The 24,541-nt window shown below is 43.9% G+C and carries 23 protein-coding genes; 2 read left to right on the plus strand and 21 right to left on the minus strand.

Features of this window, described 5'->3' with window-relative positions:
• Window positions 1-17: 17 nt before the first annotated feature.
• Window positions 18-1,463, plus strand: a complete 1,446-nt coding sequence (locus QSJ46_RS01600; protein ID WP_285604183.1) for a sigma-54 interaction domain-containing protein — start codon at window positions 18-20, stop codon at window positions 1,461-1,463.
• Window positions 1,464-1,490: 27 nt separating this feature from the next.
• On the opposite strand, the gene QSJ46_RS01605 is transcribed toward QSJ46_RS01600, so the two are convergent.
• Together QSJ46_RS01605 and rpoN are read right to left on the minus strand one after the other, a co-directional pair.
• Entirely contained in the window at window positions 1,491-2,228 is a 738-nt protein-coding gene (locus tag QSJ46_RS01605) for a FadR/GntR family transcriptional regulator (RefSeq protein WP_047202990.1), read from the minus strand.
• A gap of 173 nt (window positions 2,229-2,401) precedes the next feature.
• Entirely contained in the window at window positions 2,402-3,700 is a 1,299-nt protein-coding gene (gene rpoN / locus QSJ46_RS01610) for an RNA polymerase factor sigma-54 (RefSeq protein WP_224929521.1), read from the minus strand.
• 70 nt (window positions 3,701-3,770) lie between these two features.
• Here rpoN and yvfG point away from each other — a divergent pair, with 70 nt between their 5' ends.
• A complete protein-coding gene (gene yvfG / locus QSJ46_RS01615) occupies window positions 3,771-3,986 on the plus strand; it encodes a protein YvfG (protein WP_024423509.1) in 216 nt (71 codons plus the stop codon).
• A gap of 20 nt (window positions 3,987-4,006) precedes the next feature.
• On the opposite strand, the gene QSJ46_RS01620 is transcribed toward yvfG, so the two are convergent.
• The 19 genes from QSJ46_RS01620 to QSJ46_RS01710 all read right to left on the minus strand — a co-directional run bounded on the left by QSJ46_RS01620 (window position 4,007) and on the right by QSJ46_RS01710 (window position 24,306).
• Window positions 4,007-5,332 (minus strand): MATE family efflux transporter, encoded by a 1,326-nt coding sequence (locus QSJ46_RS01620; protein ID WP_224929524.1) that lies wholly within the window; start codon window positions 5,330-5,332, stop codon window positions 4,007-4,009.
• A 60-nt stretch (window positions 5,333-5,392) separates the two neighbouring features.
• Entirely contained in the window at window positions 5,393-6,208 is an 816-nt protein-coding gene (gene nikE, locus QSJ46_RS01625; protein ID WP_047202993.1) for a nickel import ATP-binding protein NikE, read from the minus strand.
• Window positions 6,209-6,221: 13 nt separating this feature from the next.
• Entirely contained in the window at window positions 6,222-7,037 is an 816-nt protein-coding gene (gene nikD / locus QSJ46_RS01630) for a nickel import ATP-binding protein NikD (protein ID WP_285604184.1), read from the minus strand.
• 4 nt (window positions 7,038-7,041) lie between these two features.
• Window positions 7,042-7,875 carry a nickel ABC transporter permease subunit NikC gene (nikC, locus tag QSJ46_RS01635; RefSeq protein ID WP_039181542.1) on the minus strand — a complete coding sequence of 278 codons (834 nt, stop codon included), beginning with the start codon at window positions 7,873-7,875 and terminating at the stop codon, window positions 7,042-7,044.
• Window positions 7,872-8,816, minus strand: coding sequence for a nickel ABC transporter permease subunit NikB (gene nikB / locus QSJ46_RS01640; RefSeq protein ID WP_039181545.1), 945 nt, complete (start codon window positions 8,814-8,816; stop codon window positions 7,872-7,874). Before nikB ends, nikC begins: the two co-directional genes overlap by 4 nt.
• A gap of 18 nt (window positions 8,817-8,834) precedes the next feature.
• A complete protein-coding gene (nikA, locus tag QSJ46_RS01645) occupies window positions 8,835-10,457 on the minus strand; it encodes a nickel ABC transporter substrate-binding protein (RefSeq protein WP_126682324.1) in 1,623 nt (540 codons plus the stop codon).
• Window positions 10,458-10,606: 149 nt separating this feature from the next.
• Window positions 10,607-11,785 (minus strand): DegT/DnrJ/EryC1/StrS family aminotransferase, encoded by a 1,179-nt coding sequence (locus tag QSJ46_RS01650; protein ID WP_285604185.1) that lies wholly within the window; start codon window positions 11,783-11,785, stop codon window positions 10,607-10,609.
• Window positions 11,782-12,471 carry an acetyltransferase gene (locus QSJ46_RS01655; RefSeq protein ID WP_285604186.1) on the minus strand — a complete coding sequence of 230 codons (690 nt, stop codon included), beginning with the start codon at window positions 12,469-12,471 and terminating at the stop codon, window positions 11,782-11,784. The genes QSJ46_RS01650 and QSJ46_RS01655 overlap by 4 nt, the downstream gene beginning before the upstream one ends.
• A complete protein-coding gene (locus tag QSJ46_RS01660; protein WP_039181552.1) occupies window positions 12,434-13,027 on the minus strand; it encodes a sugar transferase in 594 nt (197 codons plus the stop codon). The genes QSJ46_RS01655 and QSJ46_RS01660 overlap by 38 nt, the downstream gene beginning before the upstream one ends.
• A 20-nt stretch (window positions 13,028-13,047) precedes the next feature.
• Window positions 13,048-14,562, minus strand: coding sequence for an MATE family efflux transporter (locus QSJ46_RS01665; protein ID WP_285604187.1), 1,515 nt, complete (start codon window positions 14,560-14,562; stop codon window positions 13,048-13,050).
• A gap of 28 nt (window positions 14,563-14,590) precedes the next feature.
• Window positions 14,591-15,613, minus strand: a complete 1,023-nt coding sequence (locus tag QSJ46_RS01670) for a polysaccharide pyruvyl transferase family protein (RefSeq protein ID WP_285604378.1) — start codon at window positions 15,611-15,613, stop codon at window positions 14,591-14,593.
• Between the two features lie 11 nt (window positions 15,614-15,624).
• Entirely contained in the window at window positions 15,625-16,647 is a 1,023-nt protein-coding gene (locus tag QSJ46_RS01675; RefSeq protein WP_285604188.1) for a glycosyltransferase family 2 protein, read from the minus strand.
• A 27-nt stretch (window positions 16,648-16,674) separates the two neighbouring features.
• A complete protein-coding gene (locus QSJ46_RS01680; protein ID WP_064498015.1) occupies window positions 16,675-17,778 on the minus strand; it encodes an EpsG family protein in 1,104 nt (367 codons plus the stop codon).
• Between the two features lie 14 nt (window positions 17,779-17,792).
• On the minus strand, window positions 17,793-18,923 hold the full coding sequence (locus QSJ46_RS01685) for a glycosyltransferase family 1 protein (RefSeq protein ID WP_285604189.1): 1,131 nt from the start codon (window positions 18,921-18,923) through the stop codon (window positions 17,793-17,795).
• Complete coding sequence (epsE, locus tag QSJ46_RS01690) at window positions 18,916-19,755, minus strand: glycosyltransferase EpsE (RefSeq protein WP_285604190.1); 840 nt, start codon at window positions 19,753-19,755, stop codon at window positions 18,916-18,918. The genes QSJ46_RS01685 and epsE overlap by 8 nt, the downstream gene beginning before the upstream one ends.
• Window positions 19,748-20,896, minus strand: coding sequence for a glycosyltransferase family 4 protein (locus QSJ46_RS01695; RefSeq protein WP_047203004.1), 1,149 nt, complete (start codon window positions 20,894-20,896; stop codon window positions 19,748-19,750). The genes epsE and QSJ46_RS01695 overlap by 8 nt, the downstream gene beginning before the upstream one ends.
• Complete coding sequence (locus QSJ46_RS01700) at window positions 20,862-22,736, minus strand: polysaccharide biosynthesis protein (RefSeq protein ID WP_047203005.1); 1,875 nt, start codon at window positions 22,734-22,736, stop codon at window positions 20,862-20,864. The genes QSJ46_RS01695 and QSJ46_RS01700 overlap by 35 nt, the downstream gene beginning before the upstream one ends.
• 165 nt (window positions 22,737-22,901) lie before the next feature.
• The gene (locus QSJ46_RS01705; protein WP_024423527.1) at window positions 22,902-23,585 is read right to left on the minus strand and encodes a CpsD/CapB family tyrosine-protein kinase; all 684 of its coding nucleotides are present in this window, start codon (window positions 23,583-23,585) and stop codon (window positions 22,902-22,904) included.
• Window positions 23,575-24,306: a YveK family protein gene (locus QSJ46_RS01710; RefSeq protein ID WP_024423528.1), complete on the minus strand. Its 732-nt coding sequence runs from the start codon at window positions 24,304-24,306 to the stop codon at window positions 23,575-23,577. Before QSJ46_RS01710 ends, QSJ46_RS01705 begins: the two co-directional genes overlap by 11 nt.
• Between the last annotated feature and the right edge of the window lie 235 nt (window positions 24,307-24,541).

The raw sequence follows: 24,541 nt of genomic DNA on the forward strand, positions 1-24,541 counted from the left end.
CGTCTGGAGGTGTAGCAATGAAAGAAGATTCATATACTGCAAAGCTGATAAATGAGATTGATCTGTATAAGCAAATGCTCGATTTAATAGATGTCGGGGTTCATGCAATTGACGAGAATGGCAATACTGTTGTTTATAATAAAAAAATGATGGAGATTGAGTCTTTGAAACGCTCTGATGTTCTCCATAAAAATGTATTAGACCTCTTCGTCTTCCAAGACGAAATGCACAGTACGCTCGTCCAAGCGCTGCGAACTGGGAAACAAACCGTTCATGCAAAGCAGACGTATCATAATTACAATGGAAAAGAAATCACAACGATTAATCATACATACCCGCTCGTTCGAGATGGCCTCATCCAAGGAGCGGTTGAAATTTCGAATGATGTGACCAAGCTGGAACGGCTGATTCACCACAATATGAAGAAAAAAGGAAGCACACGCTTTACCTTTGATTCCATTATTGGACAAAGCCCTGCGTTTTTAGAGGTGATTGAGCATGCAAAACGAGCAACACGCACCTCTTCTTATGTCCTCATTGTGGGAGAAACAGGGACAGGAAAAGAACTATTTGCTCAAAGCATTCATAACGGCAGCAGCCGGTCATCTGGACCATTTATTACCCAGAATTGCGCGGCACTGCCTGATAATCTCATTGAAAGTCTGCTCTTTGGTACACAAAAAGGGGCTTTTACCGGCGCAACTGATCAGCCCGGTTTATTTGAACAGGCGCAGGGTGGTACACTTCTGCTTGATGAGATCAACTCATTAAATCCTGGTCTTCAAGCAAAACTGCTGCGCGTATTACAGGAGAAGCGGGTGAGAAGGTTAGGCAGCACAAAAGAAATCGCTGTTGATGTAAGAGTCATTGCCAATATGAATGAGGACCCTGTGGATGCTATCGCAGGCGGACGCATGCGCAAGGATTTATTTTATCGGCTAGGTATTGTCACCTTATTTATTCCGCCGCTTTCTGAGCGAAAAGAAGATATTCCTACGTTTGTCAGTCATTTTATTCAAAAATATAATGAGCTGTTTCAAATGGAGGTGAAGGCAGCAGACGAAGAGGTACTAGCCCTTTTTCAAGCGTATGATTGGCCGGGGAATGTACGGGAACTCGAGCATGTGATTGAAGCGGGGATGAATATGATGATGGATGAGGATTACTTAAGCATGCATCATCTTCCATATCATTTTAGATTTAAACAACATAGGGAAGGCCGTCCTGCAGCGCAATTACAGACGAATCCTTTACAGTATACCGCAGCAGCTGACACGTTTATTTATACAAGCCCAGAACATACGACTGATTTCCAAACCCAGATGGAACGATTCGAAAAACAATACATCGTCCATTACTTAGAAAAAATGGACGATAATATTTCACAGACTGCAAAGATATTGGGCATGAGCAGGCAAAGTCTGCAGTATCGCATGAAGAAACTGCATATTTCTCGTTCATAATAGAGCTGTGCCCTCATTCGGCACAGCTTACTGTGGTTCTGACTGTCCTGCCGGTTCTTGACTCACATCACTCAGCAGTTTTTCTACATTTTTTAGATGCGTGAGCATCGCTCTTTCTGCTTCTTCTGGCTGTCTTGCCATAACAGCTTTGTAAATGTGTTCATGTTCTTTGTAAAGCTGCCGAATGGAGGCTTTCCTTGAAAACAAGACGACTTTTCTCGTTTCCCGCATTGTTTCTACCAGCAAGGTGGAGACCTGATTCATTAACGCCTTTAATAAATCATTCTTTGAGGCTTTGGCTAAAGCAAGATGGAAGGAGAGGTCTGCCTCTTCACCAATTTCTTTATGCGCTTCTGCAAGTTTCATTTGTTCGAGTGCCTCATGCAGCTGATGAAGGTCATCGTCCGTTCGCAAAAGCGCTGCCTTTTTGACAGCACCCGTCTCAATAATGGTTCTTAATTCAAGGAGCTGCGTGATATCATGCTGCTTCATCAAAAATGCAGAAGACAGACTAAATGTGAGCTGCTCAGGATCGAACTGCTTCACATACGTGCCTTCCCCTTGCTTCATCTCTATTAATCCGATCGCTTTAAGAGCAGACAGTGCCTCTCTTACAGCGGAACGGCTGACTTGAAAGCTTTCTGAAAGCGCTTGAACCGAATCTAATTTTTCCCCTGGAAGAAGCTCACCTGTACGAATGGATTCAATTAATGCATCCGCAATTTCTTCATATATTTTTTTCGTTTTGATTTGTTTATATTTCAATTGGTCTCACCTCATCACTGTTGTCTATCCCTATCGGCTCATGCCCTATCTTATACTTTACCCCAAAATTTCAGATCACACGTCTCCCCTCTTTAATTTTCAAGAAATCTATGGGCTGCCTTGCTTTCAACAAAAAAAAGAAGCACGCGCCATGTTCTGGCAAGTACTTCTTTTTAATCGTAGCGCTTCCTCAGCGTAGAGGACGGAAGATTCATTTGTTCGCGATATTTTGCAATGGTTCTGCGCGACACGCGGATGCCAAAGGTTTGCTGAAGCAGCGTCATGATTTGCTGATCTGAATACGGTTTTTTCTTATTTTCCGTTTGAATGAGCTCTGCAATGTGCGTTTTGACTGTGTAGCTGGACGTCTCTTCTAGCGAATGCCCTTCTAATTTTGCTTGGAAAAATTGTTTCATTTCCATGAGACCATAAGGGGTTTGCACCATTTTCCCTTTTACAGTACGGCTGACTGTTGACTCATGGACTTGCAGTATTTCTGCGATCCGCTTCATAGTAAGCGGTTTCATTTTATGTTTCCCTGTAAGGAAAAAATCCGTCTGATGTGAGATAATCTCACGAACGACATGAGTCATCGTTTGCTTTCTTTGCCTCAGCGCTTGGACAAGCCAATTGTACTGTTGCTCTTTTTCCTTTAAATACGTGTATGCTTCGTGCCGCTTTTGGTCTTGAATCATGGCGAAATAGCCTTCATTCATTTCAACGTCTGGAAAAGCGCGCTGATTCAGCTCAAATGTGATGTGATCCTGCACCACAGTAATCGTCACATCAGGCTCGATATACACATGCTCTTCATCATATGAGAAATGAAGGCCTGGTCTTGGTTCAAGCTGAGACACTTCATCTTGTACCGCTTGGAGTGTTTTCATTGAAACACCAGTTTTCGCCGCAATTTCCTTCCAAGCCTTTCTGGCAAAAAGAAAGAAATGCTCTTCGATGATCAGCTCGGCTTCATACCAGCGCTCCTTTTTTCTTCTCAGCTGCAGGAGGATGCATTCCTGCAATGATCTTGCGCCAATCCCGGCAGGCTCTAGTGATTGCAGCTGATGAAGGACGGCTTCTACTTCTTCAGCTGGCACCTTTAAGACAGCTGCCATTGCGTCGATCGGTTCATTTAGATAGCCATTGGAATCAATGGACTCAATCATAAAATGAAAGATTCTTTGATTCTTTTCACTTAAATTCAAATCAATCGCCTGTCTTTTTAAAAACATTTGCAGGCTTTCTTTTTGATGCGTTCGATACGGCTCTGTCATTCGTTCTTGTGATTTTTTATGATAAACTGGTTGATAGCTGTCCGTGTCTTTCCGCTCAATCAGAGGGTTCTCAAGCGCTAACTGGTCAAGATACTCGCCGAGCTCTGCGCAATTCAGCTGCAGCAGCGTAATGGCCTGCCTGAGTTCTTGTGTGAGCACCTGCTTTAATACCTGTTCTTGTTGCAGTTTAAGGCTCATTGTCTCCCCTCCCTCTCATCATTTTACATGAAGATTGACGGACCGTATATACGAAATAGGAGTGATTTCTATGTCTGAACTTTTTTCCGTTCCATACTTTGTCGACAACTTGAAACAGCACATCGCCATGAACCAAAATGAAGACAAAGTTCATGCGATGAATGCCTATTACCGCTCAGTGGTATCAACACTTGTTCAAGACCAATTGACCAAAAATGCGGTTGTATTGAAGCGAATTCAGCATCTTGATGAAGCCTATCAAAAGGTGAAAAAAGAAAGCGAATAAACGAAAAAGAACACCCTTTGTCAAGATGGCAAAGGGTGTTTATCATATGCGAAAAGCTTCTGATCCAGCCGCGATTTATACATCATCAAAAAACCAGACCGCCCTACAGTATAGATGATAAAGGCAAACCATAGACCATGATTGTGCCAAATGGGCGTGACCGCGGTTTGAACTACGATAAACAAAATCATTGCAAACAGCATCGAATTTCTAACAGGGGCAATTTCTGTCGCACCTGTAAATACGCCGTAAATGACCAAACCGAAGCAAGCCGCAAACGGATAAAGAACAAGCCAGTCTGCATAGCGTAATGTCATGTCAAGCAGCTGAGGGAGATTTGTAAACAAGCTCAATATCGGCTCTTTAAATAGAAAATAAACCGCCGCAATGACACATGCCATAACAAGTGCCCACTGCCTTGAAAGGGTTAAAGTTTTTTCATAAAGAGAACGGTCATTTGCACCAACCGACCGCCCAACAAGGATGCTGGACGCATTGGCAAAACCATCGAACAAATAAGCCATGATGTAGTGAATTTGAAATAAGATAGCATTAGCTGCCAGCAGCTCCGTACCAAAAGAAGCACCTTTTGCCGTAAACATGTTGATGACCACTAGCAGACAGATCGTACGGATAAACAAATCTTTATTCACATGAAACATTTTCTGCACTGCCTGTGTATCCATGATCTTCTTAATGGAAGGCATCTGGAATCCGTTTGACGAATGCTTCATGATGATCCATGCCCCCAACACAAAAGCGGTTAATTCAGACATCAATGTCGCAGCCGCAACTCCTTTGACCGCAAACGAAAACACATGAACAAGCAAAAATGCAAGCGCCATATTCATGACATTGATCAAGATCTGTAAAGAAAGGGCTTCTTTCATTTTTGCCATCCCCATCAGCCAGCCCAATATGACATAATTCATTAAAGTAAATGGCGCTCCCCAAATGCGAATATGAAAATAGTCTGCGGCAAATTGACGGACATCAGCATCAGGAGAGATCACTAGAAAAGAAGATTGAATAATTGGCCATTGCAGGGCAATAAAACAAAGTCCGACGATGATGGCGACGAAAAAAGGTCTTAGAAAAGCAAGAACACCCTGCTCCTCATTCTGCGCCCCGTTTGCCTGAGCAGCAAAAGCAGATGTACTTACCCGCAAAAAACCAAACAGCCAATATAATGTACTGAAAATGAGACTGCCGACCGCAACGCCTCCAATATAAGCAGGATTTGCGAGCTGACCGACAACCGCTGTATCAACAGCTCCAAGTAAAGGAGTGGTCATCGTTGAAATCGTTAAAGGAATGGCCAAAGCTAAATACGCTCTATGGTTCACGACGCCACCTGCCTTTCATGAAAAATAGCCTCTTCTACAAGAGGCGTTGATAATAAAGCTTTACCGAACCGGTCTGCCAATCGTTCTTGACAAAGGATGGTCTGCAAGCATTGCATCTCTCATTTTCCGCACCGCTTCCTCTTCTGATGAAAAGAATTCATCCTTTGATTGAAATTGGGCCACAAGCTCGCCTTGATCAAGAATCGCCAATTGATCACTTAAGTGATAGGCTGCTGTCATATCATGTGTAATAAATAAGTAAGACACACCCAGCTCCTTTTTTAATTCTACTAATAAATCTAAAATGACAGCCTGTGTGACCATGTCTAAGCTGCTGACAGATTCATCAAGTACAATGAGCTTTGGCTGGAGCAATAAAGCTCTAGCAATGTTGATCCTTTGCAGCTGGCCGCCGCTGAATTGGTGCGGATATTTAGACAAATCCTTTTCACCGAGCCCGACTCTTTCAAGCCAGTGAATCAGCACGTTTTTACGTTCCTTTCGGCTCATGGTTTCATAGTTTTCAAGCGGTTCAGATAAAATTTGTTCAACTGTCCATCTTGGATTAACCGCCGAATAGGAATCCTGAAATACCGCTTGCACATGCCTGCGAAAATGCTTACGTGTTTGCTGATCTGCACGATAGACATCCTGACCTTCAAAAAGAACCTGTCCAGCTCTTGGTTTCTCTAAACCAAGTATGATGCGGCCAAGTGTACTTTTCCCTGCGCCGCTTTGTCCCAGCAGCCCAAGGCATGTGCCTTCTTCAATGTTCAAATCGACGCTTTTCAGGACAGGGGCTGCGCCTTTATTTCTTATTAGAAACGACCGGCTGTTGTATGCATGACTGACTGCTTTTACTTCTAATAAATGCAAGGGCCTTCTCACCTCAAATCGGGCAAACAGCTGGGATGGATGGACGAGCTGCTAGTAGTTTTTTTGTATAATCATGCTTTGGTTGTTCAAAAAGTTCAAGAACTCCTGCCTTTTCCACAATTTCTCCTTGTTTCATGACGACAACTTGATCTGCCATTTCAGCAATGACACCAAGATCGTGGGTAATGAGTAAAATGGCCGTTCCATAGTCATGACGAATTTGGTTCAGATGCTGAAGCACCCGTTTCTGATTGTGTACATCTAAAGCAGTTGTCGGCTCATCTGCAATGATGAGGGGCGGGTGCATACAGGCAGCCATGGCGATCATGACACGCTGCAGCATCCCTCCGCTTAATTCAAAGGGGTATTTGTTGAACAGTTCGTCTGGCTGCGGCAGATTCATTTGTGCTAATGCATCTATTGCCTGTGCTCGTGCCTGCTTTTTACTAACAGCAGTATGCCGGCGGATGGTTTCAACCAGCTGATGGCCGATTGTCCATACCGGCGTAAAGCTGTTCATTGGATTTTGCATAATATATGAGATGTCTTTGCCTCGAATGGACCGCATATTCTTTTCACTTATACCGATCAATTCTCGTCCCTGTAATGTGATACTGCCAGTGACTTCAGTTGTTTTTCGATCAAGCATACGTAAGATCGACATACTTGTCACTGTTTTCCCGCAGCCGCTCTCACCAATTAATCCAAGGATTTGACCGCGCTCTACTTCAAACGATACTTCTTGAATAAGAGGGGTTGTCCCTTGAGGTGTTTTCGTATGCACATGCAGGTTCTCTATTTGTAAAATGGGCTCTTGCACATTGATCATTCCTTTACACACGGCGTTTGATACCATATTTCTCTGAAAGGGCTTCTCCTAGTAAATTAAACAGAATCACCACAGTCATGATCACAAGACCCGGGTACAGCATCAACTGAGGATTCGTTTGAATATACGACTTCCCTTCATGAATCATTGCTCCCCATTCAGGCATAGGAGGCTGAACCCCTAATCCGAGGAAAGACATCGCAGAAATGTCCATAATCGCCCAGCCCATTTCGAGTGTTCCAATGACTGCTAAAGGCGGCAGGACATTGGGAATCATATGCTTTCTCATGATGTTCCAGTGCGAGGTCCCACTGATTTTTGCAGCTGCAATAAAGTTCTGTTCTTTTAAACTGAGCACCATTCCACGGAAGACGCGGGCATAATACACCCATTGCACAAGCATCAAGGCAAGTACGACTTGAGAAAGTCCCGGACCGAAGATGCCGACTAACCCAAGGATCAGCACCAAGTTTGGAAATGCCATGACACCGTCACAGATTCTCATCAAAACATGATCAATCCAGCCGCCTTTGTATCCTGAAAACAGGCCGACAATTAAACCAATGAATAACGAAGAAAGAAAGATTAATAACGCACAGCCAAGCGAAACACGCGCACCATATAAAATACGAGATAAATTGCACCGCCCTAATTGATCTGTTCCAAGCGGATACTCCCACGAAGATCCCTTTAGCTTCATCGCTAGATTAACAGCTGCCGGATCATGTGGAGCGATCCATGGCGCACATATTGTCACAATCAGCAGGAGACCGAGCAGCAGGGCGCAGATCGAGATCATCTTTTGATGAGAGAAGAGATGTTTTACTTTTGTCATCATTGCTGGCGGCCTTCCTTTCTAGAAATACGAGGGTCAATGATCAGCTGAATCAAGTCAACCATCAAGCTGCTCAAGATAAAAATACAGGCTGACATGAGGACATAAAATTGAATGACTGGCAGATCCCGGTTAAAGATCGCTTCAATAAAAAAGCGGCCAAACCCTGGCCATGAGAAAACGGCCTCTACAATAATGGTTCCGGTTAACAGCTTGCCGAGGTTCACCCCAAGACCGGTCAGCATCGGCGATATCGCAATTCTGAACACATGCTTGAACATGATCGATTGTTCCTTCAATCCTCTCATTCTCGCATATTGAACGAAAGGTTCTTGAAGCGCCTCACTCACACTTGAACGTAACAGCCTTGTATACGTAGCAATTAAAGGGACTGCCAGTGTGATCGACGGCAGGATGAGATGCGCCCATGTTCCGACCCCTTCAACTGGTAAAAGGTCTAGCTTCACTGAAAAAAAGAAGATGAGCAAATACCCCAAAACAAACGTTGGGATAGATGCTCCTAAGAAAGAAATCAGCCGGCTCACATGATCAACGGCACCATTTTTCCTCATGCCGCTGAAAAAGCCGAGCGGAATGCTGACACAAATAGCGATCAGCAGACTGGTCAGTGCCAATTGAATCGTTGCCGGTATTCGATACATCACCTCATCAACGACAGGCTGATTGGACATATACGACCGGCCGAAATCAAGATGAATGACTTTTTCAATGGTATGAAGATACTGCATATAAAATGGCTCATCTAAGCCGAATTCACTTCGTTTTTGCGCTAATATTTCATCCGTAGGTTGGATATGAGCCGCTGCTAAATATGCCTCAGCCGGGTCAACTGGCGAAAGGTGAATCATACCAGTTGTGAGCAGTGTGGCTAATAAAAATACAGGAATAATTGATAGCAATCGTTTGACGATATAGCGGCCCATTTCCTTACCTTCCTTCTGTTACTTCAGCTTAATGCCTGTGAAAGGTTGTTCATCACGATTCGCAGGGAATTCAAAGTCTTTCACAGCTTTTTGATAAACGGCTGTCTTTTTAAAATAAGAGATTGGCACAATTGCCCCTTGATCCTGTAAAGAGGATAAGACAGACGAATACAGTGCTTTACGTTTCTTTTCATTTGTTGTTGATGGAATTTCCGTCATTTCTTTGATCAGCTTTTCCTTATTTGGGTAGGCTGAAATGGCTTCTTTGAATCCAAATCCATCTGATGAGAGAACGTTCATAAACGTATGCGGATCATACGGCGCTCCGTAGTTGCTAAAGAAGTTCATATCAAACTTATTGGCTTTAAAGCGCTGAACCTGTGTGGCCAAATCCACACCCTCAAGCTTGACGCCGACACCAACGGCTGCCCATTCGGCTTGCAGCGTTTCTGCCATCGCTTTTTGAATCGATTCTGCCGAGTCATACATCATGCTGAACTCAAGCTTTTTCCCATCTTTTTCACGAACGGATTTTCCTTTTGGAAGTGTCCAGCCCGCTTCATCCAGCAATGCTTTGGCTTTATCCACATCATATTTGAAAGACTTCACCTGAATGTTTGACGTATACGGCATGTTTGTCGGCAAGATGTGATCTGCTTCATCCTCTAAACCAGAAGTGACCCCTTCTACCATTGATTTTTTATTGAAGGCATATTGAAGGGCATGACGCACTTTCTCATCTGACAGCTGATCCACTTTTGTGTTCATGACAAGCTGTCTCGTTGCAACAGGCTCTGACATTTTCGTTTCATACTTGCCGCTTGCCTCTAGCTGTTTGTAGGAATCAAGGCTAATGGTTCCTTCTCCGTAAAGTAGATCCACATCACCTTTTTCAAATGCCATGACTCTCGTTTCCGCATCTGGGATAACCTTTACCTTGATTTCTTTTACCTTTGGTTTTTCTCCCCAATAATGATCGTTTCGTTCGAAAATAGCATAATCATCTTTCTTATATGTTTTTAAAATCCAAGGGCCTGTCCCCACTGGTTTTTCAATTCCTTTTGACGTATCTCCATTTTTAGGGAAGCCTGCTTCACCTAAGAAACGAACTGGACGAACAACGGCTAATTCTTGAACAGTTGGATAATATGGTGCTGTTAATGTGAGTTTAAATGTCTTTTTATCAACGGCTTCTGTCTTTTTGATTTTCTTAATGACACCTAACCAGCTATGTAAATCTTTATTTTTTAAAATCGTATCAAAGTTCTTTTTAACAATATCCGCATTAAATTCAGAGCCATCTGAGAATGTTACTCCGTCTCTTAAATGGAACGTATACACCTTGCCATCCTTTGAAACATCCCATGATTTCGCTAATTCTGGTTTCAGCTTTCCATTCTTTTGATAGCTCACCAACGGCTCATAAATCATTGATTGTGCAAACAATTGTGATGGGTTGTATACGTGTGGATTCATTTCACCAATATCTCTTGGCCACGCCATAGTGATCATGTCAGGGTGATCCTTGTTTCCATCCGCTCCATTGTTTGTTTGAGAGCATCCTACTAATAAAAAGAGAATAAGCAGGAAGGGTAACACAGTATTTATTTTAATTTTTGGAAAATTATTCCAAATAGTCATAAGTTGCTCCTCCTAATTGATGCTGATAATCATTTTCATTTTAAGGAGGAAGGGAGCCCTTGTCAATATCATATTTGAAACGACATGACAATACTTATTCCTAATTATTCCACAAATTGAGGAATTTGATAGAAAGAGAGGAAGGCTGCTTACGAATGAGCAGCCTGTGAAGAGGTAAATGTTTTTTCTCGCAGCATGTCATGAAGTATATGGATGATACGCTCCTGATCTGCATCTGTCATGCTCGTTCCAGACGGGAGACAAAGCCCCCTCTCAAATAACAGCTCGGATACAGGCGTTCCTTTTTCCGCAGTATAAAAAGGGCAATGACGAAAGAGCGGCTGCTGGTGTAGCGGCTTCCATACATGCCTTGCTTCGATTTGTTCTTTTTCTAAAGCAAGAATGATATTTGCTGGAGACAATTTTGTATCACAATCAATGGTCAATGCCGTCAGCCAGCGGTTGGATTTCGTTTCTTGATATTCTGGCATCAAATGAAGACCCTCCGCTTCTGATAAAGCGTCCTGATAACGCTGGAAAATACGGCGCTTTTGATCAACACGCTCGTCCAGCACTTCCATTTGAGCAATCCCGACCCCTGCTAAGAGGTTGCTCATGCGATAGTTGTAGCCCATCTCTTGATGCTCATAGTGCATGGCTTGTTCTCTGGCCTGTGACGCAAGAAAGCGGCATCGTTCAATCGCAGCTTCATCATCACTCACAAGCATTCCGCCCCCTGATGTTGTAATGATTTTATTTCCATTAAAAGAATAGATACCGAACCTGCCCATTGAGCCGCTTTTTCTTCCTTTATACAAAGCGCCTAACGATTCAGCCGCATCCTCAATAACTGGTACATCATATGCATCACAAAGCGCCATGATCTCGTCCATTTTTGCACTTTGTCCATATAAATGGACGACAATGACCGCGCGTGGTTTTTTCCCAAGACGGGCTGATTCAACAAAGGCTTTTTCTAAAGCAAACGGACACATATTCCACGTCTCCCTTTCAGAATCAATAAAAACGGGCGACGCTTGTTCATATAAAATCGGATTTGCCGTTGCAACAAACGTGAGGGTGGAACAAAAGACAATGTCTCCTTTTTGTACACCTATCAGCTTTAAAGCAAGGTGAATCGCCGCTGTTCCTGAGGATAAAGCCGCTCCTGACTTCACTCCTGCATAGTCCGCCACTGTCTGCTCAAATTCATTCACAAGCGGTCCAAGCGGCGCAATCCAGTTGCTCTTGAAGGCTTCCTCTATTTTAAGATACTCTTTTCCGCTCATATGCGGAGGAGATAAGTAAATTCGCTTCCTTTCTTTCATGACTTCCCACCTTCTTTCCGATCTTTGATTTCCATTGCAGGAATTCCTACAGCGACCTTCTGATCATGTATATCTCTTGTCACTGCCGCTCCAGCGCCAATGACCGTCCAGCTTCCAATCGTTGTACCCGGTGTCACCACGGCACCTGCCCCAATATGGGCACCCTCCCGCACGGAAACACCGCCAGTCAGAACCGCGCCTGGTGACAGGTGCACAACCGATTCGAGTATGCAGTCATGCTCCACGATAGATCCTGTATTTATAATCGCATGCTCACCGATGACTGCATCTGCTTGAACCACTGTCCTTGCCATCACGACAGTCCCCCTTCCAATGACAGCTGACGAACTTATGACCGCCTCTGGATGAATGAGTGTGGCGTACGCTGTGTTTTCAAATGAGAGGCGTTCCTTCATGAGCTGTCTGATCTCATTTTGTCCGATCGCAATCAGCCATTTCATATGTGGCATGGTCTTTCTCAGCTGCTCACTCATTGAGATCGGTCCATACAAAATCCCGCTTTGAGTGACCACCTCTTCAAATTGATCATCTAACACCGCACATAATGAGTAATCGGAATGTGCAGAAATGAGATCTTGGATGACTTTGCTATGTCCTCCAGCCCCAATTAAACCAATGGTTTGCTTCTTACATATCGGTTCCTTTGAATTTTTCAGCTGTGGCATGATCCGGCTGCTGCACCCCCTCTGTTTTCATGACTTTCAGCAAGGTCATCCATAGAATTTTCATATCGAGCCAAAACGATTGATGCTCGACATACCAAAGGTCATAGGTGAATTTCTCCTCCCAGGAAAGCGTGTTTCGGCCGTTCACCTGTGCCCATCCTGTTATGCCGGGCTTTACAAGATGACGCCTTGCTTGTTCTTCTGTATACATAGGCAAATACTCCATCAAAAGCGGTCTTGGCCCGACGAGACTGAGCTCTCCTTTGAGTACATTGACAAGCTGCGGCAATTCATCAAGACTAAGCTTTCGAATCAAGGCGCCGGTTTTTGTTAAACGCAGATGATCTGGCAGAAGCTCCCCATGTTCGTCGCGTTCATCGGTCATTGTCCGAAATTTATAGAGCATAAAAGGCCTGCCATACAGACCAGGCCGCTTCTGCCGAAACACCACAGGCGTTCCAATTTTCCATCTAATCAGTCCATAGATGAGAAGAAAAAGAAGACTGCCTGCGATGAGCAGCGTCAATGCCACCATCACATCGATCATTCTTTTCATCATTGCATCTCCTTTTCATATTAGCGGGAGACCGCATGTTTTACCTTACGCATCAGCTGCATCCGCTCTCGTTTCGTTCCTGCAAACACATACAAGTAGCCTATATAGAGAATGAAACAAAGCCCGCCAATACAAAACAGCTCCCACCATGAAGTCACGTTATATACCACTTGAATTCCTGCGCAGACGCCCCAAATAAATAGCGCTCCTGCAAGCGGAACCAGCGTATGCTTGTAAAAGATGGTGCGTTTCTGATTCGTGATGCTAGCCGTATAAAATGGCAGAAACACAATATTTTTGATCAATAAAACAATTGCCCCCGCGGATGCAATGCCATATAAACCGAGCTGCAGCATATGAGTCAATCCATAGGCAAAAAGCACATTAGACACACCTAATATAAGGGTGATAACCGCAGGAACTTTAAAACGATTAAACACGGTTGGCACATATGTGAGCGGTAAAAACATCAAGGTCAAACATAAATAAGCCGCATGAATCATGAGAAGCCATTTCAGCTCCTCAAAAGCAGGGCCAAGCCATAGAAGCATGAGCGGACCAGCGAGACCTCCTAAAAGCGCGGCTGGGAACGCAACAAATAAGCCGCTCCACTTAATAGCATTTGCAGCATATTGAATGAGCCCCTCTTTGTCGTGATTCGAATAAAATTTCGTGATTGTTGGTGCAAACACAACGGCCAGTGTCCCTGCCAGTGTGCGTAATAATAATGGAAACTGTAAAATCGCCGCATATTTGCCTGTCGCTTCAGCTCCAATGAGCAAGTTGGTCATCAATAAATCAATTTGTAAAAACAACAAAATCCCCATTTGCTCAAATGAATGCCAGACCCCTGATCGAACAAGGGTGAGACTAGACGATAATGAGACATGCCGCCACTTAAACGAAAACCAAGGGATGAGTTTTTTAAAATAATAGATACCGATCCCCATAGCCGCTAAGCTTCCAATGACGGCCGCAAGTGGAATATGCCAAATGGCTGGTGTCGTCCATGTAAACAGGATGACAATCATCAGTGCTCTCAGAAACATTTGAATTGCCTGTCCAACACTTGATACATAGAGCTTATTCGCATAAAACGGTGCAGCCCCAATGCCAGACATGACGAAATTGAGCATAAATAAAAGACCCCCTAAAATAAAGGCGGTCTGTGTGTCTTTTGCGAGATGATCGGGCACATGAAGCCACTCAACCAGCTGATGAGATATGAAAAGACAAAGCAAAAAGAGACTAATAGATAGTAAAAACGAACTGACGAAATAGGAAGCGAGATAGCGCTGCGCCTTCTCCATCTCTCCTTTATGAGCCGCCACAGAAAAAAAACGCACAACAACCGCACTTAACGAAGCAGTAATGACCGATAAATAGTTGATCATATTTTGCGTCAGATGGATTAAGCCGAATGCTTCCACTCCAAGCGTATGAACAATATAAGGTGTTAAACAAACAGACATGAGCATCATCAGGACAAATGTGATTAAGTTCGCACTGGCATTATAAAGAAACGCTCGATTCATTGTGCTTTCACGCAGCGTTTAAGAGCCCTCATCCAGCTTCCTCTCCCTTTTGACCGTTTGTTTTCATCAGCTGATGAACGGCCTCTTTCACAGCGGCCTCATTTGGTTCTTTTAAAAGGGTCATAAACGGAAGGTGAGCCACCCACTCAAATCCCTCCATCACCTTATGATCAAACGATCTAAGGACAACACACGGTGTATGAGTGATCGCACAAAAGATCATGCCATGCAGACGATCTGTCACGACGACCTGTGCTTGTTTTAACTCCGTCCATAAAGCCGTTAACTCCTCCAAGCGAGTTGTTCGATCGACCCGTCTGCCAATTGTCGTTGTGATCAAACCGACTTGATCATATGTCTCTTGGATATACTGCTGCAGCTGCTGGCGCTCCTCCTTTGTGAGATATGCTTCTTGATCCTCACGCAGACAAAGCAGAACCCCTTCACGTGTTTCATCCTTTGATGATTCGTCTAATGACAGCACCATATCAGGCTGTTTCCACACATCTTGATCAGGAAAATGCTGCTTCATCCATTCATAGGTTGTTTGATCTCTTGCCATGAGGAGCAGTCTTGGGTGCTGCTTATACGTGTGTATGGCGCGGCGCTCCTCCCTTTTCCCTTTCTTTGTTTCTGTAAAATGAACAGTAGCAGGCAGCTGGATCATGGGATAGGACTTGAAGGTCTTGATGATAAATTGTCTCGTCCATTCTTCGTACCGGTATAAATCCCCCATATTGCCCCCACCGATCATACAGACGATGTCTTCTGGGTGCCGGCTGCGCTTTAGCGGACGAGCGAGGCGATAGATCTCTTTCATGTCCACTTCTATGATGTCATAGGCTGGAAAGTGTTTCTTTAAAAAACAATAACTCGCATAGGCAATCGCATGATCCCCTAAATTATCATGGCCCGGCAGCAGCGTGAGAATGATTTTCTTCTGATGACTCAGCTCTGGCAGCCTTTGGCGGCTCAGTCTATACTCAAGCGGATATTTGACCTTTAAGAGCAGCCACTCTGCGGTTTTTGCCTTCATTTGCTGCACTGTCAATCCCATCACCCCTATTTCCTTGTCTGATATTCGATCCATTTTTGATAGCTAGATGCCGCGGCAGAAAGCGGATAAACCAATCGGCACTTAGCAAGAAATAAAATCATTCGCTTTCGTACTGTGAGCTTCGATGGTTCCACTTGTTTAACGGCATGCTGGAAAGCATCGTGTGTCACCATTTCCCGCATGTGATCAAGCTTTTCCCGAATGGAGAGGTCATTTTGGCTCTTCCATTCGTTGAGCATACAATGAAGCGTATGATTGACGATAAAAAAGTCTAATGCTTTCTCATACAGAGAGATGTCATCATACTCTTTTAAAAACGAGTGCTGTGCATGATAATAGGTCAGTCCATGATGAAAATACTGCTTCTGATATCGCTGCACAATAGATGACAGATGAACCCTGTAGTAATAAAGGGGCTCATGAACAAAAGCGATGCTGCGTGATAAAGAAAAACAGCGCAGCGTCACATATTGATCTTCAATGTTCTCAAGCTCCCCCCGCAGCGGAAATCGAATGTGATGTTCTTCCATGAAGGCACGCCGATACAGCTTATTCCATGAGAATCCAGTTAAGTTTCCATGTAATAACGCTTTGATTAAATCCGTTTTTTCAGCTGACCGCTTGTCTAACAGCGTCGTTGGTATCGTTCGCTTTGACTGTTCAAATTGAATCCAATACTCACTCACAACAAGATCTGCCCCGGTCATTTCGGCTTTTTCGTACATGGCTTCACAGTAATGAGGAGCGAGAATATCATCTGAATCCACAAAGGCGAGGTACGTCCCTTTCGCTTCCTCGATGCCCCTGTTTCTCACAGCGCCTAACCCTTGATTGGATTGATGAATCACCCGGAAACGCTCATCACGCTTAGCAAACGCTTCAAGCCATTCACCGCTGCGGTCGGTCGATCCATCATTGATAAGAATGACTTCTATATCGGAAAAGCTTTGATCTGCAATTGATTGAAGACATTGCTCCACATATTGACTCGTATTGTAAACTGCGACCAATAGACTGATAGCTGGCATTACAGCATGCCCCACCTTTCTTCAAATCTACTTTGTAAATATCGTTCTATACGGCAAAACCGAAGAATCGAACGGCATCAGCATGATGCTGTACAGAATATAGCAAACAGCAATCCCTACATACATAAACACATTAGACCGCTGATCAAAAATACGTGTGAAATATGGCAGTAAAATGAGCTGATACAAGCCAAAATAAATATGAAATCTTGCATAAATGACATCCTTCGTTGCAAGGATGCCAAACAAGAAACCAAGCAAACAAAAATTCACAATGTAATCACTCTCAGGTGTCAGCTCACGAAGTCGTTTTCGATAAAAGAAAGCGAGCAGAAGCGGCAAAATCAAGACACCGATTTTTGTCACATTCATTCCATTCGTATTCGTTGTGAGCCATTCCTCGTAATGACCATATGAACTTCCTTGCAGCATCACGACAAACACTGAGACAAAACGGTCATAAAGCGCGGTTAAGCCTAAGAAAATCAGGCATAAGAACAGCATCATCCAAGACCAAGCCTTTGTCCTCACAATAAAATACACAGGAATCATGATGAGAGCCGATGAATGAAACAATGAACATACAAGGACGAGCGGAAAATACAATTTCCACTGACCATTGATCACCAACCGGATGGCATAAAAAAGAATCGCTGCCACCATATACTGACGCATGCCATTAAATGACGCATAATAATGAAAGGTCCCAAGAAAAAGCAGCATACTGAGCTCAAATGGACGGCCATATTGAATAAGCGTCTTGATAATAAAAAAATAAGTAATGGCTCCGACTGAGATATACATGATTTGCGGATCATGAGTCAGTTGATTAAGCATCCATAAAATAAACGTAAACCCTGGATCCGTTGCGGCTTTATCCACACCGAATCCAAATATATGCCAAGGCTTTTCATAGTTAATGGAGAACTCATACATCTGTCCATATGTGACAAAATCGGTTCCTACTTTATACCGAATACCAGACACGATACAAAGAAACAAAAACGGAAAAAACACAAGAAGCTTGTTAGGCCGCCATCCGCTTTGAATGGTATCATCACGTCTGCCGTAAAATGCGGCAAAGCTCGACCATAAATAGACCATGATCATGTTCACCAAATAAACCGCCATCTGCCATTCCTTCCTTACAGTCCATATAGATTCATCACACGTGTAATATTCTGTTTCACATCAAATCCTCTTTGTTCAAGCTGTGAGGTAATGGTCTCTTGAAGAGGAGGTTCTGCATGATATGCTTCAAGCACCGCCTTCATCCATTCATGCGCGGAATCTCGCAGCGACATCCTTTTCACAAGCCCGCAGCCTAAATCTACTTCCTCTGTAATATGATCTGAAATCACACAAGGCAGCCCAGATGCCTGTGCTTCCACTAATACAAGCGGAAGACCTTCAAACAAGGAAGGCATCACAAAAACATCAAATGCTTTCATATACTGTGGAACGTCTGATACGACGCCTGTAAAGACAATGTCCTCCATCAAGCCTGCCTTCTCCGCATATGATTCGACTACTTGCTTCAGCGGTCCATCTCCTACGAGGACAAGCTGAAATGAAACGCCTTGCTTCTTTAAGATCTGGGCCAGCTCCATAAAAAAAACATGATTTTTTTGCTCATGGAACCGCCCAATATGACCGATGACCATGCTTTTTTCGTGAAGATGGAGCTGCTTTTTGATCTCCGCCTTTTCGTCTGGATCAGGCTGAAAAAAAAGGGATAAATCAATCCCATTTGGCAGCACCTCAACTTGCCCGTTCTGCATTTTTTTCTGTCCAAATAAAAAGACTCCGGCATCCTCGCCGCATGCAACAAGCTGTGTAGAGAATGCAAAGATCAGCTGGCGAAACCCTTTGAGCATCATATGATCCAGCCAGTTTGGCGACTGCTTCCACGCTGTATTATGCGAATGGCAAATGCGCACCTTCACACCCGCTAGTTTTGCAGCAAGTGCGGAGAAGCCTGTCTGAAAATCCGTATGTGCATGCACGGCCTGATAGGGTCCTGTTTGCCTAATTGTCTTTGTCAATGTTTTCACAAAAGCAACCGGAGAGGACGCCCCAATACTCGGGACATAAAAGATGCGTCCCCCAAGCTCGCGAATTTCCTCATCATAATCACAGACGTCCTGCCGGTGGGTAATGAAATCAAATTGAAGGACATTCCTGTCGAGTGCACGATAGATGTTCATAATCATCGTTTCAGCTCCGCCGCGGTTCATCCCGCCCACAATATGAAGCACGCGCTTTGGCTCACTCATCCCGAACAGCCCTCCTCTTCAGCATAGACGACGCCAGCTTCCGGCGATGATAAAGCTTCATGACCTTCGGTGACAAGCAGGCACGGACCACCGGTTTTAGAGCAAATAAATAGTCAAGCGGTGATAGCTTTAATAGCCAGCATGCTTTCAAAACGAGCCAGGCATTATCCATCGAATATCGAAACTTTCGCCGCTGAAAGGCTGCTTCATCCTCTCTCACAAGATATAACGGCTCTTGTAAATTAAAGCCTTTCCTCCCAGCAGCAAAAAAGCGGATCCAAAGATCGATATCTTCCATCCGCCTTGTTGTTTTCACAGAGCGATAGCCATTTAAAGCTTTGTAAGCAGAATCCCTCATCATAATGGTCCCATGACAAAAAGGAGTCCCTCTTGCCATCACCTTCCGATCAGGCTCTGAAACAAGTGCCCGCACACCCTTTGTTCCCGTTTCATCAAAAACCGTCATCGCCGTACCGACCACATCGTATTCAGGATATGTATCGAGGAAATGAACCTGTTTTTCTAAACGAACAGGCACCGATAGATCATCGCCATCCTGCCTTGCAATCAACTCTCCCCTCGCTTCAGCCAGACAGCGATTGAGACTGGCAGCGAGCCTTTGATTTTCTTGATTACGGATCAGGCGAATTCTTTCAGGATGTCGTTTTGTATAAGACAGCACCTTCTCATAAGTGCCATCTGTTGATGCGTCATCACATATAATGAGCTCCCAGTTTTCATATGTTTGATGAAGAATGGATTCAATACTTTCTTCTACTGTCTCTTGGCAATTGTAGACACCCATGATAATAGACACCTTTGGTTTACGCATGCTGTATCACCTTCTCTGCTTGATCCATATAAATTGTATAAATTTCTTCCATTGCACTGACCGTCTGCTCCTGTGCAAATGCATGAGCGATAGATCGTCCCGCTTTTCCCATGAGAAGCAGCTGATCCTTTTTGTCATAGAGCTGCTGCAAGTAATCAGCTAAACCATTCACATCTTGCGGTTTAACTAAAAAACCATTGACGCCATGTTTGACAAGCTCACAATGCCCTCTATTCTCCGTTGCAATCACGGGTTTTTCTGCCGACATCGCTTCAAGCAGGTTCATGCCGAGCCCTTCTCTCAAGCTGGCGGAAACACACACATCGCTCATATGTATCCATTCCTCCATTTGTTTGCAAAACCCAGCAAATTTGACATGCTTTTCAAGCTGGAGCTGGCGGGTAAGCTTTTCATAGTTTGGCCTCATTGTCCCTTCCCCGGCAAACACGATCTTTATATTTGGTATTTTCCTAGACAGCTGTGCACATGCTTTGATGAGCATTCCTTGATTTTTATTCATGTTTAATTCGCCAGCACACAGCACGATAAAATCTTCCGCAGAAAGGCCGTAGGCTGCGCGAAGACGCTGCTTCTCTTTTTCATCGACTGGTGCGAACCGTTTCATATCCACACCCATACCGGGCACATAATAAACAGATGTCCGCTCTTTTGATAGACGGTCTGCTCTTTTAAAATCCTCTCCATTAATGGTGATCAGTGCGTCTGTATAACGGGCAAGAAATCTCTCAATCGGATAATAGAGCAGCCAGTTTTGAAGCGGCGCCCCCTGCCAAAAGTGAAAGCCATGTGCCGTGTAAAGAACCTTCGTTCCTTTTTTGCGCGCGCCTTTGGCCGCAAGCCTGCCAATGACACTTCCCATTGGTGTGTGGCAATGGATGAAATCATAGTGCTCTTTCGCTAACAGCTTCTTCAGTTCTACATACGCAAGCCGGTTGCGGACATGAAAAGGAGATCGCTGAATCGGAATCGAGTGAGCTTGATTCACATAGGGCAGCTCCAGCTGGCCATTTGCCACTGTATGCACTTCCCATCCTTTTTCCTGAAACCACCGGAAATATGGAAGATGAAAGGCCTTAAAGTGATAATCAACCGTTGCGCAAAACAAGACTTTTTTCTTCATTGGCAAGCGGATCCTCCTCTCGTTTCATCTGTTCGGACAACATATCATGCGACTCAATGGCAGCAAATAATGCTTGTCTCATTTGCTCTTCACTCATCATGTCAAATTCATGGATAAAGCGGTTCAACACATATGGGTCACCATCCAGCGCATGGCCGATATGAATTTTCGGGAAGATTTGCTCCTGTGCTTTTTCATGCTGGTTGAGTAGTTCTTCGTACATTTTCTCCCCAGGACGAATGCCTGTGAAAGTGATCGGAATCTGGTCTGTGGTGTAGCCTGAGAGGTGAATGAGGTTTTCTGCGAGGTCTACGATTTTCACTGGCTCCCCCATATCTAAAACAAAAATCTGTCTTCCTTCTGCCAGTGCACCTGCCTGAATCACAAGCCTTGATGCTTCTGGGATGGTCATAAAATATCTTGTCATGGCTGGGTGCGTAACCGTCACCGGCCCGCCTTGCTCGATTTGTTTCTTAAAAATAGGGATGACGCTCCCCCTGCTTCCAAGTACATTTCCAAATCGAACGGCGACAAATTTTGTTTCGCTGCTTGCCCCCATTTGCATAATCAGCATTTCAGCAAACCGCTTAGTGGCTCCCATCACATTGGCAGGGTTGACTGCTTTGTCAGATGAGATGAGGACGAATGTTTCAATGCCGTGCTCATGCGCGGCTTCTGCGACATTTTTTGTCCCGATAATATTGTTTTTCACGGCTTCTTTCGGACTGATCTCCATGAGCGGAACATGCTTATGTGCCGCGGCATGATAAATCATATCTGGTTGAAACTGACCAACGATTTCACTCATTTTCTGTTTATCTTGAATATCCGCAATTTGTGGATAGAGTCTGATGCTGTCTCCATATAATTCTTTCAGCTCTAGTAAAATAGAATGAATGCTAAATTCTCCATGTCCCACAAGTACAATCGCTTGAGGAGCAAACACACAAATTTGACGGCAGATTTCTGACCCAATTGATCCGCCTGCCCCTGTGACCATGATCGTTTTTCCTTTTAAATGTACAGATAGACGGCTCGTATCTAATTGAATCGGTTCTCTCCCTAGTAAATCCTCTGGCTGTACATCCCGTAATTGATTCAGCGCATGGGTTCCCTTTAGAATCTGATCCATTTCCGGCATGATCTGTGTTTTGACTCCGGTCGCTACACACTCCTTATACAGCCCTTTTAAGGTGTGGCTGCTTTTGGACGGAATGGCGATGATGATCTTCTGAATATCCATCATCACAACAGCTGTTTGAATTTGTTCTTTTCCTCCTATGACAGGCAGACCCATAATTTCAAGCCTATGTTTCGTCTTGTCATCATCGATGAAGGCGACTGGCTCAATATGTACATCACTCGATTGCTGTAGCTGACGAACGAGCATGGTCCCCGCTGATCCGGCACCAATGATTAATGCCCGCTCCTTTTCTGCCTGAAGTCGCTTTGCCCCATCATGAAATAGTCTAGAAGCCATACGAGATGCACCGATAAATAAGACATGAAAAAGCCACACGATGAATAAAAACCGAAATGGCCATGTCTGCACGAAAAGGTACAGCATCGTCATCGAAAATAAAAAAGAACACACAAAGGTCTTCATTAAAGAAAATAACTCTCTTACTCCCGTATAAGCCCATACTTGCTTGTACACATGAAATATGCAGGCAAATAGATGGTGCCCAATGAGCAGACTGAGTGAAGAAATGGCGAGCATTTCAAATGTATAAACGGTTAAAGCCGCCTCTTGGACAAATTGAAAACCAAAAAAGACGGCAACTAAGATGAGATATGAATCTAGTGCTACGATGATTGATAATCTTTGGGCGTAAGTCAACGCTCCTCCCCCTTTTTAAAGCATCACTATTCTTACGTAACATGGGCATCAAACCCGTCCTCACACCCCACTACTGATGACGAGCATCTAAGGCACCGGTTGTGCCCACAGCAGGATCGAGTGCCTCCATTGTTAAAGATTAGGAGACATCACCTATCAATCTTTTTAATACATGTACAGCCTGCCCTTTTTCTCTTTCTTGCCATTTAGCATAGCTCCAAGCAGTTTACTTGTTGTTCCCTCTAATACTTCTTTTGATTTCTTCACAGCAGCAATCTTTGTTTTGCCGCTTAAGACAACGAGAATGCTCCCATCCGTCCGATTCGCCAAGATCTTTGCATCTGCAACTGGCAGAAGCGGCGTGGAATCAACAATCACCATGTCATATTGCTGTTCAATCTCATAAAATAGCTGCTTCATCACAGAAGAGGAGAGCAGCTCAGCTGGATTCGGCGGAATGGTTCCGCTCGGAAGCAGCTCTAAATGTTCAATCGGTGTAGGTAAAATAGCTTCTTCCAAGCTGCAATTATTTAATAGCACATTTGTCAAACCGGTGTGATGACTCAGGTCAAAATATTCATGAACGGCCGGCTTTCGCAAATCAGCGTCCATGAGCAGCACCCGCTTGTTCTGCTGTGCAAAAACAGCTGCTAAGTTTGCAGCCGTAAATGATTTCCCTTCCTTCGGCAAGGAGGAGGTCACTAATATCGATTTCAGCCTTGTTTGGATCGATGTGAATTCGATGTTTGTTCGGATCGTACGGAATTGTTCCGCAATGACAGAGTGAGGATTTAATACAGAAATACAGGATAAATCTCTCTTTTCTCTCTTCTTCCTCTTAAAGATCAATGTTCTGTCCTCCCGTTATGACGGACTGCTTGTCTTTTTTGGCCCTCCTGTCTGCCTGCATCTGATAGACACTGCCTAGGGACGGCAATCCGATCTCTTCTCTTATTTGATGTGTTCGTTTTACAGTATCATCGAGTAAATTCATTAAGAAAATGAGTGTCATTCCTCCTAATAAAGAGGCGCCTAGTGCCAGAACGATATGAACGAATTTCCTCGAATTCATCAGAATCGTGTTGGACAGCTTGGCTTCAGACAAAACATTAATGCGATCCATATTCATCGTTTTTTTGATTTCTTCTTGCAGCACCTCTGTTGCCGTATTCGCAATGGCGACTGCCTTCGCGCGATCCTCATCTTGTACAGAAATATTAATGACCTCAGACTCATTTTCTGTACTTGTGGCAATTTTGTGTTTTAGTCCTTCTGCTGATTCTGTGAGATGGAGTGTTTCTTTTACTTTTTCAATGACGATTGGGCTTTTTAATAAAACTTGAAAGGTACGTGTATATTGAAGGTTCATCTGAATATCGTTTAAATCTGCTTGTGCGTCATTGCTGCGTTTATGAACAAGAATTTGAGTGGTTGCCTGATATACAGGAGTCGAGACATAGAACTGATAATAGGCTGAAATGCCCGTTACGATCAGGACAATCAGGATCAGAAGGGCCATTTTCTCTTTAATGACAGAAAACAGCTGCTTAAAACCTATATTCTCATTCATAGATACCTCCCGATTTCATCATAAAAAGGTTATATATGGTTTCTTTTTGTTAATGATTGGATTATAAAAGATAATACCCGCAAAGAAAAATGTCATAATAGGTCTTATAGTTCTTTTTAAAGAACGAAATCGTTCGTTTTCTTTTGTTTACTTCCTGATTCTTACGTTTTTGAATTTTATAAAGAACAATTTATTTCTTATAATGAACGAAAAGGTCGCAGAACTATTCGCCGGG

This window comes from Bacillus sp. YKCMOAS1 (assembly GCF_030268125.1).
GTDB lineage: Bacteria > Bacillota > Bacilli > Bacillales > Bacillaceae > Bacillus > Bacillus safensis.